Here is a 13659-nt window from a genome sequence, read left to right on the forward strand (position 1 = left end):
TAGCCCGGATTTCTCATGACCGCATAAACAAAAACGGCTGAAAGCCTTATGATTCTTGTCGCCAAACAAAGCCCCATAAGTCTTCAGCCGCGCACAAAATGCTACCAGAAAAACTCCACTTTTCACCCCTCTCTCGCCGCCTCGTCGAGGCCTCTTTCACCGGTGGTCACATCACCTCGGATGCGGGCTTGTTGCTGCTGCGCGAGGTCGACCGGCAACATGGCTTGACCCGCCGCCTGGCCAAAATCGTTCCCGATCGGCGTGATCCTGGGCGTGTCCAGCATGGACTGCAGACACTGCTCGCCCAGCGTATCTATGCACTGGCCGCCGGCTACGAGGATCTCAACGATCATGACGGCCTGCGCCATGACTACGCGCTGCAGACTGCGGTCAACCGCCTGCAACCGCTGGCCGGCAAATCCACTCTGGGGCGCCTGGAACAGCAAGCCGATCGCGAAACGGTGGTGCAAGCCCATCGCCTGCTGTGGGAGCACTTCATCGCCCAGCATGACCAGGCGCCGGCTGAGATCGTGCTCGACTTCGATGCGACCGATGTGCCGGTGCATGGTGATCAGGAAGGGCGCTTCTTCCATGGCTATTACGACCATTACTGCTTCCTGCCGCTCTATGTGTTCTGTGGTCGCCATCTGCTGGTGAGCTATTTGCGCCCGAGCAACATCGATGGCGCCCGACACAGTTGGGCCATCCTGGCACTGCTGGTCAAGTTCATTCGCCGCTTCTGGCCAGAGACCCGCATCGTGTTCCGCGGTGACGGCGGTTTTTGCCGACATCGCATGCTCGACTGGTGTGACCGCAAGCAGGTGGATTATGTGGTGGGTCTGGCCCGCAACACCCGCCTGCAGCGGATGGCGGCGCCGGCCATGCAAGCGGTCGCCGAGGCCTACCAAGAAACCGGGCAGAAGATGTCCGGCGTGTATCGCTTCCTCTATCAGGCCGGTAGTTGGCGTAGGCGCCGCCTGGTCGTGTCGCGCCTGGAACATGGCGAGCAGGGTGCCAATCCACGCTTCATCGTCGTGTCCCGCTTTGCCGAGGATGCTGCCCAGCAGTACTACGAAGACTACTGCGGCCGTGGCGACATGGAGAATCGGATCAAGGACCAACAGTTGGATCTGTTCGCCGACCGCACCTCCAGCCCACGCTGGTGGACCAACCAGTGGCGGCTGATGCTGTCGGCCTTTGCCTATGTGCTGTTCGAACGGCTACGCGATCATCTCCAGGGCACCGCATTGGCGCGCATGAGCATCCATAACCTGCGCTTGAAACTGCTCAAGATCGGTGCGGTGATCATTCGCAACAGCCGGCGCATCCGCGTGCTGATCAGCGAGGCCTATCCGCATCAGGAACTCTTTGCGGGGCTGGTTGCCCGCCTCAAGCCGACCTGAACAGGCGGGCGCCCCCGGCCCGGCTCAATGGGGGAAAGGGGGCAGTGCGCCCCATACGCGGGAATTGAATAAAAAACGATCAATTTTTAGCGGTGGAAGGCAGGTTGTTGATACACCGAGGCTTCACCGGCCACGCCTGCCGGCCTCATGAGAAATCCGGGCTAGTGTAGATACTTCCACTGATGGCTACACACTATTTTTCCTCGATTTTCCAGTGGTGCAGTCGAGTCAGGCTACTACTGCCCGCCTGATCTAGTGTATCCAATTTAATGGATACGAACAGTTAAGTTGTCAACTACGCATTTTATGACTGTAGGGTCTTCAGGAGAACTGAGCTGGCTTCTTTATCTACCCCCTTACCTCTGCACGTATATTTTAGATCTTGGATTTATCGGGAGGGTTGTATCACAAAGCAGTCATAATTAAAAATGTCAAAAATGTAAGCTTGGAATCATCTTCTCGTTAACTTCATTTCATTATAATTACCATGAGTTATAGAGTTTAACTGGCGCATCCGGTTAGCTCTACGTAGGCCAATGGTTGTAGGTCTATGACTCAGCGTTGTCCTTATGCTGTACCATTCACCTTATGTGGCTCCTTTAAGGTGATATTTCAGGCGTCCTTCGGGGCGTCTTTTTTTCGTTCTCCCATCCTTGCCGAGGATAAATACTTCTCTTAGCCATGAGGCATTGTCGTTATTTCTCTACTCATCAGTTCCTGATAAATCAAGTATCCGACCACACAAACGAACTCTGCGCTTTAGCGCGGTTTTAGTCGCTTTGCTGGAGCACTAAGATAGTCCGAATTCTGCCATGACCATCCAGTTACGTATCTAAACGTTCCCGGTTTATACTTCCAAGGCCTCATCTTAATTATCAGTCAGGGTTAGCTTGCAGCGTCTTTGTTAATATTGTGCGACTTTCCAATAGTTAGTCATGGCCTAGTAGCCGTAGCCGGTAATAGGCAGGCTGCAGTAGCAAGTAACTCAGGCAATAATATTTTTGGGGAGCCGGCATGGGGTATTGGGAGAATTTGTGAGGAAGGTCTTCATCGATTTTGCCCGTGATCCGACGTCCCGATTAAATACAGAAGGCGTGGTATGTCAGCTGGGGATACACGGGGGGGGCCGTGAGGCCCCTGTCATTTGCTATGAAAACGAAAGAGTTTTGATTTTTGCCCTAATCGGGTTATTAGCCCGTCAGGGATACATTTTACCGAAATAAACTAAAACTATTAACTTTTGATGTTGAGCGTCTCAACCACCATGAGCTTTGCAGTCACCATAAACCATATATCTAAGCGTGTTAAGCTCGCCTTGTGAATCCTCATACGTCATGGCAGCTGGCGTGGGCCCGCAAGCTTTAGCGGCTTTTACCACGCTGACAACTTTAACCATATCAATTTTCATTCCATAGTTATATTGCCTCACTATTGGTGCTATCTTTCCCTTGCTAGCGGCATATAGATCCATAGCGACACTGTTATCAAGCATTTTCTTATCAAACGCGTCATCTCCGCTACTTTCAGCAAGTATGGTTGATGAATAGGCAAAAATCGCTGCAATAAAGAGCACCTTAAAACTTTTCATTTGATCAGACCTCAACGAGCTACACGCAACAGTCATGGAACGTCAAGAGGAGGCGCTTGAACATACGCAATTCAATTACGTGAAAATCCGTTATCAAAACTGATGACAGGTTTATTAAGTCCTATCTAAAATCACTCTTCTTTGCCCGAGCTATTTTTCTTTAACGAGATGGATTGGCCTTGAGTGTTCTTTTCAGCATGATTTTTCATGGCCTGCTGACTCGCTTGCATCATTCTTTCAAATGTCCGATCTCCTCCTCCCTCAGCCAGGGCAAGGGATGAGATGAAAAAAGCGGTTATCAGCATACATACTTTGTAAATTTTCATATTGGAAAGCCTCATTGGATAATGAAGCCAGCTTAGCAAAACCAAGATATCCAGGTGATTGCGCCGAGATTACATCTTCGCAATTATTTGCTGTAGGTAATGCACCTCACTTTAACTCTCGATATGTTTTCAACCAGCTTAGCTATTCCCAAATAGTAAAATAAACCGCAACGCTGGCCCACACGCAGAACAGGGCAGGTACATCCTGGCCCTATTTATCCCTAATGAGAGTATCGCTAGCTATATTGCGCGCTGTAGAGCCAGTAGTAGGGTAAGGTGCCCTGGATAGAACCAATATCCCCATTGCCGCACTGGCCAGACTTTGAAGGTAAAGCTCTGACGCAATAGCCAAAGCCCTATCAAGGGGGCGACGAACGCGGTACTCAATGCCATCAGTGAATAGACTTCAAAGTCCAACGCCCTGGCTACTATGCTGCTCCGGGTATTGATCAATAGGCATAAAGCAGCAGGCAACAACCAAAGAACACCGGGTTTTTTGATTGCGAGGAGAACTGCCGCTGGAACCAGTGCTCCATAAAGCCCATACATCAGTGGGTCGTCTAGGATGTAGGCAATAGCTGCGGCAATCAGCGCCATAACACAGCTCAAAAGAGTGCGATATTGCCATCCCCATGCAATCAACAATCCTAACGCTAAGGTAACCAGGACGTTGAATGAGCCCGAGTTACTGATGTAGCGATATGGCACTTCTGAAATAACGGCGAACAATAGTATCAGCGTAAGATATCGACCGTTCGAAGGTGTCAGCAATTCACCTGGTTTGGAACGCGCCACGTTGGCAGCAATGGCCACACAGAAGAGAGGAAAGGAAAGGCGCCCTGGGATGAACAGATTGCTCATCTCCGGCCACACCAATCGTAAGTGATCAATAACCATGGTCATCATTGCAAGCCACTTGATCAGATCCAGGCTACTGCTTCGTCCCTCAAGTGAGGAGCGAAGAAACGCATGAGCAGCTATCATGCCCACCCCATTGTTACGACGGTCAGCACAAGATAGCGCACACCCTTGGCCAAAGTTACGATCAGCAGAAAACTCCAAAAAGGCTCTCGCATCACGCCGGCGACGACAGTCAGCGGATCCCCAATGATTGGCACCCAGCTCAGCAGTAAAGACCAGCGCCCATAGCGAAGATAGAACAGCTGGCCTTTCTCCAGCTTATCCTCGCTCACAGGGAACCATCGCTTGTGGCGGAACCGTTCAACGGAGCGGCCCAGCACCCAGTTCAATGCAGACCCAAGCACGTTGCCGAAAGTAGCGACCGCCAAAAGTATTGAGGTGACGTACTGATCGGAAAGCAACATTCCAACCAGTACCGCTTCAGACTGCATTGGTAGCAGCGTAGCGGCGCCGAATGCCGCCAGGAAAAGACCGACGTAGCTGGTGAGCTCAAACACTTGGACATCGCCCTTATGCGTTCAGGCCGATCCAGCCATGGAAACCTACGTACAGACCAACACCGATGATTAGGACACTGGACAGATACGGTGCTCGACGAGCTACTGTGCCTAGCCACGGCCAGCGGCTGGAAGCCTGCTTAGCGCCAATTGCCGCCGCCGCTCCGACGATGACCAATGTGAGCGCCAATCCTATGCTGAAGCACAGGACGAGCATGCCTCCCAGCGCAATTTCTTTGACCTGAAGACAAAGCAACAAAACTGTGATGGCGGCAGGACAGGGAATTAGTCCTCCAGTCAGGCCAAACATTATGATCTGGCCCGTCGTGACCTCGCGGTTAGTAAAACGCTTACGGATATCGTTGGCATGCGCACGTTCATGCGCATCCTGATAGCCATCAATCGACAACTCCAGGCCTTCCAATTCGGAATGGGCATGTCCGTGATCATGCTCTAGGTATTCCAGATCATAGTCATGGGAGTGACCTGCATGACCCAAACTCAAGCGAGCACTGAACTCGTGTGGTTCGGGAATATCGACCGTCGACTCCAGGAAGCCTTCGCGCTCAACGAAAGAGAACGATTGGGTGCTACCGTCCGGGCGAGTAGTTACCAAGCGGACATCTGAGGCTGTCCATGCGTGGCCGGCCAATGTCTTCACACGCCAATGCGGTGGTATGCCTTCTTCGAATATCGAAAGCTCAACGCGGCCATGGCCAGTGTCAATACGGTGAGTCTCATCATGATGCCCATGATCATGCTCGCCATCGTGTTGATCGCCACCTTGCTCGAACTTGAACATTTGCTCGCCACGCCAAGTCCGCCACAGCATCCACAGCGCAATCACGATGATCAGTGCAGAAGAGGCTAGCTGGAAATACGGCTCCGTGGTTTGGGCATCCAGGCCTTTGCCCAAGTACATGCCGCCGATGGCGACCAACCACACCACTGCGGTGTGCGACAGCGTCGCGGCCAAGCCCAACAAAACTGCCTGTTTGACGGAGCCACGGATGGCCACAATGAAGGCCGCCATCATAGTTTTTGAATGACCAGGTTCCAGGCCATGCAAGGCTCCGAGCAAGATAGCACTCGGGAAATACAACCAGGCGTGAGCCCCGCCTTGTTGTAGCAGTTCAGCGAAGTTTGGCATGTTTAACCTAGAGGTATTTGGTGATTTGTTTGAACGCTTCCAACGGTGCGCGCTCGCCATTACCCAGTGCCGAAACGGTGTCCTCTAGACAGTGATCAATGTGATCCTGGATGAGCGTCCGCTTGGCTTGGCACACCGCTTTTTCTACAGCATGCAACTGCTGTGCGATGTCCACGCATTGGCGCCCCTCTTCGATCATGGTGATGATGCCTCGCAAATGACCGTCCGCCCGCTTGAGGCGCTTGATGATTGCCTCATGACTTTGGTGAGTGTGGGGATGGCTGTGTTCTTGTTCGTGTTCACTCATGACTTGAGGCTCAGGCTTCAATGAATTATGCTGGCATCCTATCCCCCCTAGGAGGATATAGTCAAACGTAAGAAAGCCCCATTCAACAGGTAGAAAACCGAACTCCATGTTCAGCAGGACACTGACAATAACGGTGGTAATCGCGCTTGCTCTCGCTATGTTGGTGGCTTGGGCCGGGCATACCTATTCGGTATCAGTGACGTCGACACAGCCAGCCTGGGAGATCACACAAGACGCCAATCATTCCCACGGCGAAGAGGCCTCATCCAGCTATTCAAGTCTTTCAGATCACTACCATTCGCCATTGACCCCTGATCATCAGCACGAGACGCCGCAACTCACTGCCGCGTTGATGCTGGCGACATCCCCTATGCTAGCCATCCGGGTCGATGCGCTTCGACACTCTGTTCCGCTGCCGCCGATATTTTTGATCGAGCGTCCACCCCGTCCTGCGTTCGCATCCTGACCATGGCCGCAATGCGGCCCACGATCACTGCAACGTAGGATTAATTCATGCATTCGTACTCAATGAGCGGTGTTGGCGCATTCTCTGCGCCCTCGCATCGCCCGCTATTACTGTTGTTTTTGTTTTTGGCGGCACTTTTCTTCGGCATGCCCGAAGCGATGGCGCATGCCGTCGCTGAAGGTGACAAGGGTTTCATCCAAGAAAGCACCGGAATCATGTTGTTGCCGTTCATCTATATGGGCGCCAAGCACATGATGACGGGCTACGATCACTTGCTGTTCCTGTTCGGAGTAATCTTCTTCCTCTACCGCCTGAAAGACGTGGGCCTCTACGTCACGCTGTTTGCGGTGGGACACTCGGTCACGCTGCTGCTTGGCGTACTTACAGAGGTCAGCATCAGCTCGTACATCATCGACGCCATCATTGGCTTCTCGGTGGTGTACAAGGCGCTCGACAACCTGGGCGCATTCCAGCGCTGGTTCGGTTTCCAACCCAACACCAAAGTGGCCACGCTGATCTTCGGCTTGCTCCACGGTTTTGGTCTGGCGACGAAGATCCAGGAGTACGAGATCTCGCCTGATGGCCTGATTCCGAACCTGATCGCCTTCAATGTTGGCGTTGAGATCGGTCAATTACTGGCCCTCAGCGCGATTCTCATCCTGATGGGGTACTGGCGTCGCACTGGTGGTTTTTGGCGCCACGCCTATACCGCCAACGTCGCCATGATGAGTGCCGGGTTTCTGCTAATGGGTTACCAAATCACCGGCCTGTTTCTCTCCGCGTAAGGAATTCTGACCATGTTTAATACTCCGCTTCCAACTGTTAATGAATTGCCAAGCACTCGCAAACTGGTGCGCTCGACTGTCATTGCACTGCTGACTGCTGTCGGTCTGCTGGTGACTGTTGTCATGCCTTCGGAATACGCCGTTGATCCAACAGGTGTGGGCCGAGCATTAGGGCTAACCCAGATGGGCGAACTGAAGATCATCCTGGCCCAAGAGGCTTTGGCGGATGCAACTCCGCCGCAAGCATCAGCTCCAGCTCCAGCTATGCAGGTCGCGCAAGTCCAGCCTGTTGCGAAACCTGTTGCTCAGCCGGCACCCACGCCAACTTCAGCTTTGAAGACGAATCAAATGAGCGTCACGCTCAAGCCAGGTGAAGGGACGGAAATAAAGCTCGAAGTCTTGAAGGGCAAGTCTGTTAGCTACGAATGGACTGCGGTTGGTGGGCCTGTGAACTTCGATACCCATGGCGAACCCTACAACGGCGAGAAGGGTTACTTCCACAGCTACAGCAAGGGCAAGCAGGTCAAAAGTGACAAGGGTGAATTTACGGCCATTTTTGACGGCACCCATGGTTGGTTTTGGCGTAATCGCAGCAACAACGACGTGACCATTGCACTTAAAACCAACGGCGATTACTTGAGCGTCAAACAGTAATTCAAAACAGCGATGGCTGTCCTGCTGCCGATAATTCAGCGCTCAGCCAGCACCAGACCATTTATTTCATCCAAATTTTGAAGAGTCCTTCCATGAAAATCCCAACCACCCTGTTTCGTTCGATGCTCCTGATCTGCTTCTTCGGCCTGATGACGGCATGCGGCGGTGGTGAGAAAGGAGAAACCTCCGAGTCCGCTGCACACGGACACTCACACGAGTGACACCCTGAATAGAACAAGGCCGCAGTTGCGGCCTTGTTTGTTTCTACATCTCAACCTGCGTACCCAGTTCGATCACTCGGTTCAGCGGCAAGTTGAAATATTTAAGGTTGCTGTTGGCGTTCTTCAGCAGAAAAGCGAACAAGCCTTCTCGCCAACGAGCCATACCGATCCGCTTGGTCGGGATAACGGTCTCGCGGCTAAGGACGTAGGTCGTACGCATCGGACTGAAGTCCAGCTCACTCAAATGACAAACACTCAAGGCTGCGGGTACGTCAGGCTCCTCGATAAAGCCAAAGTGGAGACTGACTCGGAAGAACCCTTCGCCGTAAGCTTCAACCTCAAACCGTCGACCCTGGGCGACAAAGTCCCCATCGTATTACTACCTCAGGAGTGGCTCGCCGGAGCGCTTCCACAGACTCAAAGCGTCAAAGATGCTGCCCTGTATTACTTCCTTCCCCACTGCACTGAAAAGACAAATGAGCCAAACAGCATTGGCCTTTGGCAGCAAGTCTATGAGCGCATGGGACTGAATTTACAGGTTCAAGCGAGCGGGTGCTGCGGCATGTCTGGTACTTATGGGCATGAGACAAAAAACGCCGGTACTTCAGAGGTGATCTACAAGCAGTCTTGGGCGCCGCTCGTGCCCCTGGCCGGTTATTGGCTGACAGATATTCTTGCCGAAGCCAAGTGAAACGGCAAGATGGTGTGACCGTCTAGCATCCCCTGCAGGCGCTGCGCGCTGTTGTCAGGGATAATGCAGCCTGAGCTCATGCGCATCAGTAAACTTTTGCCTGAGACTCAGTAAATGACTCGGCAGTGGGCCCACTTCCGTCTGCTTTTCGGCCCGGACTCATCTCACGAAAAAACGTACGCCGATATTCAGACGGCGACGTGCCAAGATGAACGCCGAATTGCTGCCTCAAAGATAAGGGCGTTCCGAACCCTGCCTCACCCGCCACACACTCAATAGGCAAGTCAGTCGTCTCCAACAGCTCTTGCGCCCTGACAACGCGCTGGGCGTTTAACCATTTTGAGAATGTGCTTCCGGTGGCTTCCCTGAATCGCCGAGTAAATGTGCGCCGACTCATTCTCGCCCTGTCCGCCAGCACGTCGAGCGACAGATCACTCGAAAGGTTCACACGGGCCCACGTTAGAACATCAGACAGATGAGTCTCGCTGGACAGTTGTGGCACAGGATGCTCCACGTACTGAGCTTGGCCGCCCTGCCTGTGCGGCGGCGTCACCAGCATCTTCGCGGTGCGATTCGCCACCCCAGCGCCGAGTCTCTGGCCTACCAGGTGAAGGCAACAGTCGATAGCCGCTACGGTTCCTGCAGAGGTTATGATATTGCCATCACTAACATAAAGCACGTCGGGTCTGAAACGAACGGCGGGAAAACGTTGGGCAAACTTTTCTCGGCCTGCCCAGTGAGTGGTTGCTTCTCTCCCATCCAGTAGCCCTGCATCCCCTAGCACAAACGCGCCCAAGCACAGCCCTACGATGAGCTTACCCTGCGTGTGGGCGAGCTGCAGCGCGTTCACAAGTTGCGCAGATGCAGCGACCGATGGATCAGCCCACGCTGGAATGACGATTACATCAGAGGCCTCCATCAGCTCCAGGCCTTGAGCAACCGCTAAGTCGAGACCTTGGTCGCTAGTAACCATACCCGGCGTCTCTGCGAAGTAATTGACCTCATACTGAGGTTCACCAGGTGCGGACTGCGCCGTCCCCAGCACCATTCCCGGCACGGAAAGATGGAACAGGCTGACGCCGTCAAAAGCCAGAACAGCAACACGTATGGATTGCATCAGTGATCCTCGAGGTAGCTGTGTGGCTTGCATCGAGCGCGCACAGGAATATATGAGCAACGGTCAACGGTGATGCATCGCGTGGGCGGTATAAGCAACTGATCCCGTGGACTCGCGGACAAGGCTGATCGTTTGGCCCGATTATATCGAAATATGTCATTCAGGCCACTGTTGACCTTTATTGCATTGAGCAAGAATTGAGGCATCAATGTATTAACAGGATTCACCCCATGAACTTCAAAGCTCTTCCCCTCGTCCTTAGCATTGCTTGCGCGGCAGGGGCCACCACGGCATTCGCGGAAACAACTACGCCGAAGCCGTCTGATGCATCTCATAAAGTGGGTTTGCAGGAAATTCGTAACGCCACCGTAAAAATCTCCTACGGCGGCACCACCTTCCTGATCGACCCGATGCTTGCCAAGAAGGGAGCGTATCCAGGATTTGAAAATACCTATCGGAGCAACCTTCGCAATCCATTGGTTGATCTGACCGAGTCGCCCGAAAAAGTGATCTCTGGTGTTGACGCCGTCATCGTCACTCATACGCATCTTGACCACTGGGACGATGCCGCACAAAAAGCACTGCCGAAAGACATCCCTCTGTTCACGCAGCATGAGGACGATGCGAAGTTAATTCGCTCCCAAGGTTTCAGGAATGTGCGCGTACTGACTGACGAAGCTGAATTCGGCGGCGTCAAAATCACCAAGACCGGTGGTCAGCATGGCACCGACGAAATGTATGCAGTACCCGCTTTAGCGAAGCCTCTTGGCGAAGCAATGGGCGTCGTTTTTCAAGCTACAGGCTACAAGACCCTTTATCTAGCCGGTGACACTGTCTGGCGTAAAGAGGTCGACCAGACCATTGAGAAATATCATCCCGAAGTCATCGTACTGAATGCTGGGAAAGCAATGATGACCGGCTATACGGGATCGATCATCATGGGCGAGGAAGACGTTTTACGCGCCTCAAAGGCTGCGAAGGACGCGAAAATCGTCGCAGTGCACATGGATGCAATTAACCACATGTCCCTGAGTCGTGAAGAGCTGCGCACATACGTCAAGAAGCAAGGTATCGAGAGCCGGGTCGATATTCCGGAAGACGGCGCTTCACTGGAGTTCTGACTCAAACCTTTTAGGTTCGGAATAAGGCAGGTGCTCTACCTGCCGACCTGAGCCTTCACCACCAATCCCTATGCTCGGATAATTTGACCGGAGATCGTTCATGAAACGTGGCCTTGTAGTAGTTGATCTGCAAAACGAATACCTGCCCACTGGCAAGCTGCCTTTGACCGGCATCGACACCGCTGTCGAGAATGCTATCCGGGTGATCAGCCACTCCCGTGATAAGGGATTTCCTGTTTTCCACATACGACATGAGTCCGCTGAAGGTGCTCCGATCTTTGCAAAGGGATCCACTGGTGCGGAAATTCAACCAGATGTAGCTCCACAAGGTAATGAACCTGTAATCGTAAAAAAACACATCAACGCCTTCAGGGAAACTGATCTGAAGCAGCAGTTGGAAGCCGCTGATGTTCAGGAAATCGTAGTCATAGGCGCGATGAGCCACATGTGCATCGACGCAGTAGTACGTGCGGCGGTGGATATGGGTTATCCGGTTACTGTGCTGCACGATGCCTGCGCCACTTTGGATCTCACATTTGGTGGTGTAAACGTTCCAGCCGCTCATGCACATGCAACGATGATGGCAGCCTTTGAGTTCGGCTATGCCACCGTCAAATCGGTGGACGAGTACCTGTCGGTCTAACCGCGCAACGACTTAACTTTGCGGGGCCCCATGGGGCCATCGCTTTCATCATCAACGCACTAGCAATTTGGTGGTTTAGATTTACTTAACTTGACGGCGTAATAATTGGCTGAAGCATCGACAGAGCCAGGGCCACTTAAAATCAGTGGCCCTGGGTTCGGGAAGCTTTCACAGCTTTAGTGCCTTGTCCGCCGCGATGCCACCGGGGGTGAGCACCCCCGAATCCATCCAGACTGTTGCCGCTGACCGAAAACTGACCCAGTAGAGGCTGTTCTGCCGACTGAAAACTGACCCAGGTGTTCAACTGCTTCTGCTCAATTTTTGAGCAGGAGAACACAGGGTGATCAGTATGGAAATGATGGGCAAAATTCGGCGGATGTATTTCCGCGACAAGCTGTCGCTGCATGAGATAGCCAAGCGCACCGGGCTGGCGCGCAACACGATTCGCAAGTGGGTCAGAGCACCTGAGGCCAAGCAGCCGGTGTACCAACGCCGCGCGATCTTTAACAAACTCAGCCCTTTTCACGTCACGCTAGAGCAGGCGCTAAAAGCCGATTCGCTGCGCCCCAAGCAACAGCGGCGCAGTGCCAAGGCGCTGTTGGCGCAAATCAAAGCCGATGGTTATGACGGTGGCTACAGCCAGCTCACCGCGTTTATCCGTGCCTGGCGAGGGGGACAGGGCAAGGCGTCGCAGGCCTTTGTGCCGCTGACCTTTGCTCTTGGCGAGGCGTTTCAGTTTGACTGGAGCGAGGAAGGCTTGCTGGTCGGCGGCATTTACCGGCGTATGCAGGTGGCACATCTGAAGCTGTGTGCCAGCCGTGCGTTCTGGCTTGTGGCGTATCCGAGCCAGGGCCATGAGATGTTATTTGACGCCCATACACGCTCGTTCGGCGCCTTGGGCGGCGTGCCGCGCCGGGGCATCTACGACAACATGAAGACGGCCGTCGACAAGGTCAATAAGGGCAAAGGCCGGACGGTGAATGCGCGCTTTGCGGTGATGTGCGCGCATTACCTGTTCGATCCGGACTTCTGCAACGTCGCCGCTGGTTGGGAAAAGGGCATCGTTGAAAAGAACGTGCAAGACAGCCGTAGGCGCATCTGGCTAGACGCCCAGGACTGTCATTTTCACTCCTTCGAGGAACTCAATGCCTGGCTGGGCCAGCGCTGCCGCGCGCTTTGGAACGAGCTGACGCACCCTCAATACAGCGGGCTGAGTGTAGCCGAAGTGCTGGAGTTGGAGCGCGCTGAACTGATGCCTGTGCCAGCGCCATTCGACGGTTACGTCGAGCGGCCTGCGCGGGTCTCCAGCACCTGCCTGGTCAGCGTCGGGCGCAACCGCTACTCGGTGCCATGTGAGTACGCGGGTAAGTGGGTCAGCAGCCGTTTGTATCCGACGCGAATCGAGGTGGTGGCCGATGATGCGCTGATTGCCAGCCATGTCCGCTTGCTGGATCGCGACCAGGTCAGCTATGACTGGCAGCACTACCTCCCGCTGATCGAACGCAAGCCCGGTGCGCTGCGCAACGGAGCGCCCTTTGCTGATCTGCCAGCGCCGCTGCGTCAGCTTAAGCACGGTCTGGGGCGTCATGCCGGCGGTGACCGGATCATGGCGCAAGTTCTGGCTGCCGTACCGGTCGCCGGGCTCGATGCCGTGCTGGTAGCCGTTGAGCTGGTACTGGAGAGCGGCAGCCTGAGCGCCGAACACATCCTCAATGTCGTGGCGCGCCTGGCCGCGACCGAACCACCACCCAGCGTCGAAACCCACTTGT

General features: G+C 53.9%; 14 protein-coding genes and 2 pseudogenes. 8 read left to right on the forward strand and 8 right to left on the reverse strand.

What is annotated here, in order from left to right; translation table 11 throughout:
* Nucleotides 1–98 precede the first annotated feature (98 nt).
* On the forward strand, nt 99–1403 hold the full coding sequence (locus tag FIV35_RS28885; protein ID WP_010793081.1) for an IS1380-like element ISPa33 family transposase: 1305 nt from the start codon (nt 99–101) through the stop codon (nt 1401–1403).
* 1255 nt (nt 1404–2658) lie between these two features.
* On the opposite strand, the gene FIV35_RS28890 is transcribed toward FIV35_RS28885, so the two are convergent.
* From FIV35_RS28890 to FIV35_RS28915, 6 genes are all read right to left on the reverse strand, one after another.
* Nucleotides 2659–2991: a DUF2790 domain-containing protein gene (locus FIV35_RS28890; RefSeq protein WP_034139984.1), complete on the reverse strand. Its 333-nt coding sequence runs from the start codon at nt 2989–2991 to the stop codon at nt 2659–2661.
* 131 nt (nt 2992–3122) lie between these two features.
* The gene (locus FIV35_RS28895; protein ID WP_034139983.1) at nt 3123–3317 is read right to left on the reverse strand and encodes a co-regulatory protein PtrA N-terminal domain-containing protein; all 195 of its coding nucleotides are present in this window, start codon (nt 3315–3317) and stop codon (nt 3123–3125) included.
* Nucleotides 3318–3557: 240 nt separating this feature from the next.
* Nucleotides 3558–4301, reverse strand: coding sequence for a TraX family protein (locus FIV35_RS28900; protein ID WP_052199027.1), 744 nt, complete (start codon nt 4299–4301; stop codon nt 3558–3560).
* On the reverse strand, nt 4298–4735 hold the full coding sequence (locus tag FIV35_RS28905) for a YqaA family protein (RefSeq protein WP_034139982.1): 438 nt from the start codon (nt 4733–4735) through the stop codon (nt 4298–4300). The genes FIV35_RS28900 and FIV35_RS28905 overlap by 4 nt, the downstream gene beginning before the upstream one ends.
* 13 nt (nt 4736–4748) lie before the next feature.
* Nucleotides 4749–5885, reverse strand: coding sequence for a nickel/cobalt efflux protein RcnA (locus FIV35_RS28910; protein WP_034139981.1), 1137 nt, complete (start codon nt 5883–5885; stop codon nt 4749–4751).
* A gap of 7 nt (nt 5886–5892) precedes the next feature.
* Complete coding sequence (locus tag FIV35_RS28915; RefSeq protein WP_033902319.1) at nt 5893–6192, reverse strand: metal-sensing transcriptional repressor; 300 nt, start codon at nt 6190–6192, stop codon at nt 5893–5895.
* A 513-nt stretch (nt 6193–6705) separates the two neighbouring features.
* On the opposite strand from FIV35_RS28915, the gene FIV35_RS28925 reads away from it, so the two are divergent.
* The 3 genes from FIV35_RS28925 to FIV35_RS30145 all read left to right on the forward strand — a co-directional run bounded on the left by FIV35_RS28925 (nt 6706) and on the right by FIV35_RS30145 (nt 8318).
* Nucleotides 6706–7443: a HupE/UreJ family protein gene (locus FIV35_RS28925; protein ID WP_033902320.1), complete on the forward strand. Its 738-nt coding sequence runs from the start codon at nt 6706–6708 to the stop codon at nt 7441–7443.
* A gap of 12 nt (nt 7444–7455) precedes the next feature.
* Nucleotides 7456–8097 carry a hypothetical protein gene (locus FIV35_RS28930; RefSeq protein ID WP_034139980.1) on the forward strand — a complete coding sequence of 214 codons (642 nt, stop codon included), beginning with the start codon at nt 7456–7458 and terminating at the stop codon, nt 8095–8097.
* A 92-nt stretch (nt 8098–8189) separates the two neighbouring features.
* On the forward strand, nt 8190–8318 hold the full coding sequence (locus FIV35_RS30145) for a hypothetical protein (RefSeq protein WP_256675350.1): 129 nt from the start codon (nt 8190–8192) through the stop codon (nt 8316–8318).
* Nucleotides 8319–8361: 43 nt separating this feature from the next.
* On the opposite strand, the pseudogene FIV35_RS28935 reads toward FIV35_RS30145, so the two are convergent.
* Nucleotides 8362–8673 (reverse strand): annotated as a pseudogene (locus FIV35_RS28935) (KUP/HAK/KT family potassium transporter); the annotation flags it as partial.
* On the opposite strand from FIV35_RS28935, the pseudogene FIV35_RS28940 reads away from it, so the two are divergent.
* Nucleotides 8668–9035: pseudogene (locus tag FIV35_RS28940) on the forward strand (hypothetical protein); the annotation flags it as partial. The pseudogenes FIV35_RS28935 and FIV35_RS28940 sit on opposite strands and share 6 nt — an antisense overlap.
* Nucleotides 9036–9094: 59 nt before the next feature.
* Here the strand turns inward: FIV35_RS28940 and FIV35_RS28945 are convergent.
* A complete protein-coding gene (locus FIV35_RS28945; protein WP_083377938.1) occupies nt 9095–10126 on the reverse strand; it encodes a GlxA family transcriptional regulator in 1032 nt (343 codons plus the stop codon).
* A 230-nt stretch (nt 10127–10356) separates the two neighbouring features.
* Between FIV35_RS28945 and FIV35_RS28950 the strand changes: the two genes are divergently transcribed.
* From FIV35_RS28950 to istA, 3 genes are all read left to right on the forward strand, one after another.
* On the forward strand, nt 10357–11247 hold the full coding sequence (locus FIV35_RS28950) for an MBL fold metallo-hydrolase (protein WP_034139978.1): 891 nt from the start codon (nt 10357–10359) through the stop codon (nt 11245–11247).
* Nucleotides 11248–11347: 100 nt separating this feature from the next.
* Nucleotides 11348–11890: a cysteine hydrolase family protein gene (locus tag FIV35_RS28955; protein ID WP_034139977.1), complete on the forward strand. Its 543-nt coding sequence runs from the start codon at nt 11348–11350 to the stop codon at nt 11888–11890.
* A gap of 349 nt (nt 11891–12239) precedes the next feature.
* Nucleotides 12240–13659: IS21-like element ISPst3 family transposase (gene istA, locus FIV35_RS28965; protein ID WP_146375114.1), on the forward strand; the 1420-nt coding region annotated here is incomplete at its 3' end.

The organism is Pseudomonas rhodesiae (genome assembly GCF_007858255.1).
GTDB lineage: Bacteria > Pseudomonadota > Gammaproteobacteria > Pseudomonadales > Pseudomonadaceae > Aquipseudomonas > Aquipseudomonas rhodesiae.

Coding starts and splice junctions, on each gene's coding strand:
- FIV35_RS28885 (WP_010793081.1), top strand. CDS start 99: ATGCTACCAGAAAAACTCCACTTTTCACCCCTCTCTCGCCGCCTCGTC.
- FIV35_RS28890 (WP_034139984.1), bottom strand. CDS start 2,991: ATGAAAAGTTTTAAGGTGCTCTTTATTGCAGCGATTTTTGCCTATTCA.
- FIV35_RS28895 (WP_034139983.1), bottom strand. CDS start 3,317: ATGAAAATTTACAAAGTATGTATGCTGATAACCGCTTTTTTCATCTCA.
- FIV35_RS28900 (WP_052199027.1), bottom strand. CDS start 4,301: ATGATAGCTGCTCATGCGTTTCTTCGCTCCTCACTTGAGGGACGAAGC.
- FIV35_RS28910 (WP_034139981.1), bottom strand. CDS start 5,885: ATGCCAAACTTCGCTGAACTGCTACAACAAGGCGGGGCTCACGCCTGG.
- FIV35_RS28915 (WP_033902319.1), bottom strand. CDS start 6,192: ATGAGTGAACACGAACAAGAACACAGCCATCCCCACACTCACCAAAGT.
- FIV35_RS28925 (WP_033902320.1), top strand. CDS start 6,706: ATGCATTCGTACTCAATGAGCGGTGTTGGCGCATTCTCTGCGCCCTCG.
- FIV35_RS28930 (WP_034139980.1), top strand. CDS start 7,456: ATGTTTAATACTCCGCTTCCAACTGTTAATGAATTGCCAAGCACTCGC.
- FIV35_RS30145 (WP_256675350.1), top strand. CDS start 8,190: ATGAAAATCCCAACCACCCTGTTTCGTTCGATGCTCCTGATCTGCTTC.
- FIV35_RS28945 (WP_083377938.1), bottom strand. CDS start 10,126: ATGCAATCCATACGTGTTGCTGTTCTGGCTTTTGACGGCGTCAGCCTG.
- FIV35_RS28950 (WP_034139978.1), top strand. CDS start 10,357: ATGAACTTCAAAGCTCTTCCCCTCGTCCTTAGCATTGCTTGCGCGGCA.
- FIV35_RS28955 (WP_034139977.1), top strand. CDS start 11,348: ATGAAACGTGGCCTTGTAGTAGTTGATCTGCAAAACGAATACCTGCCC.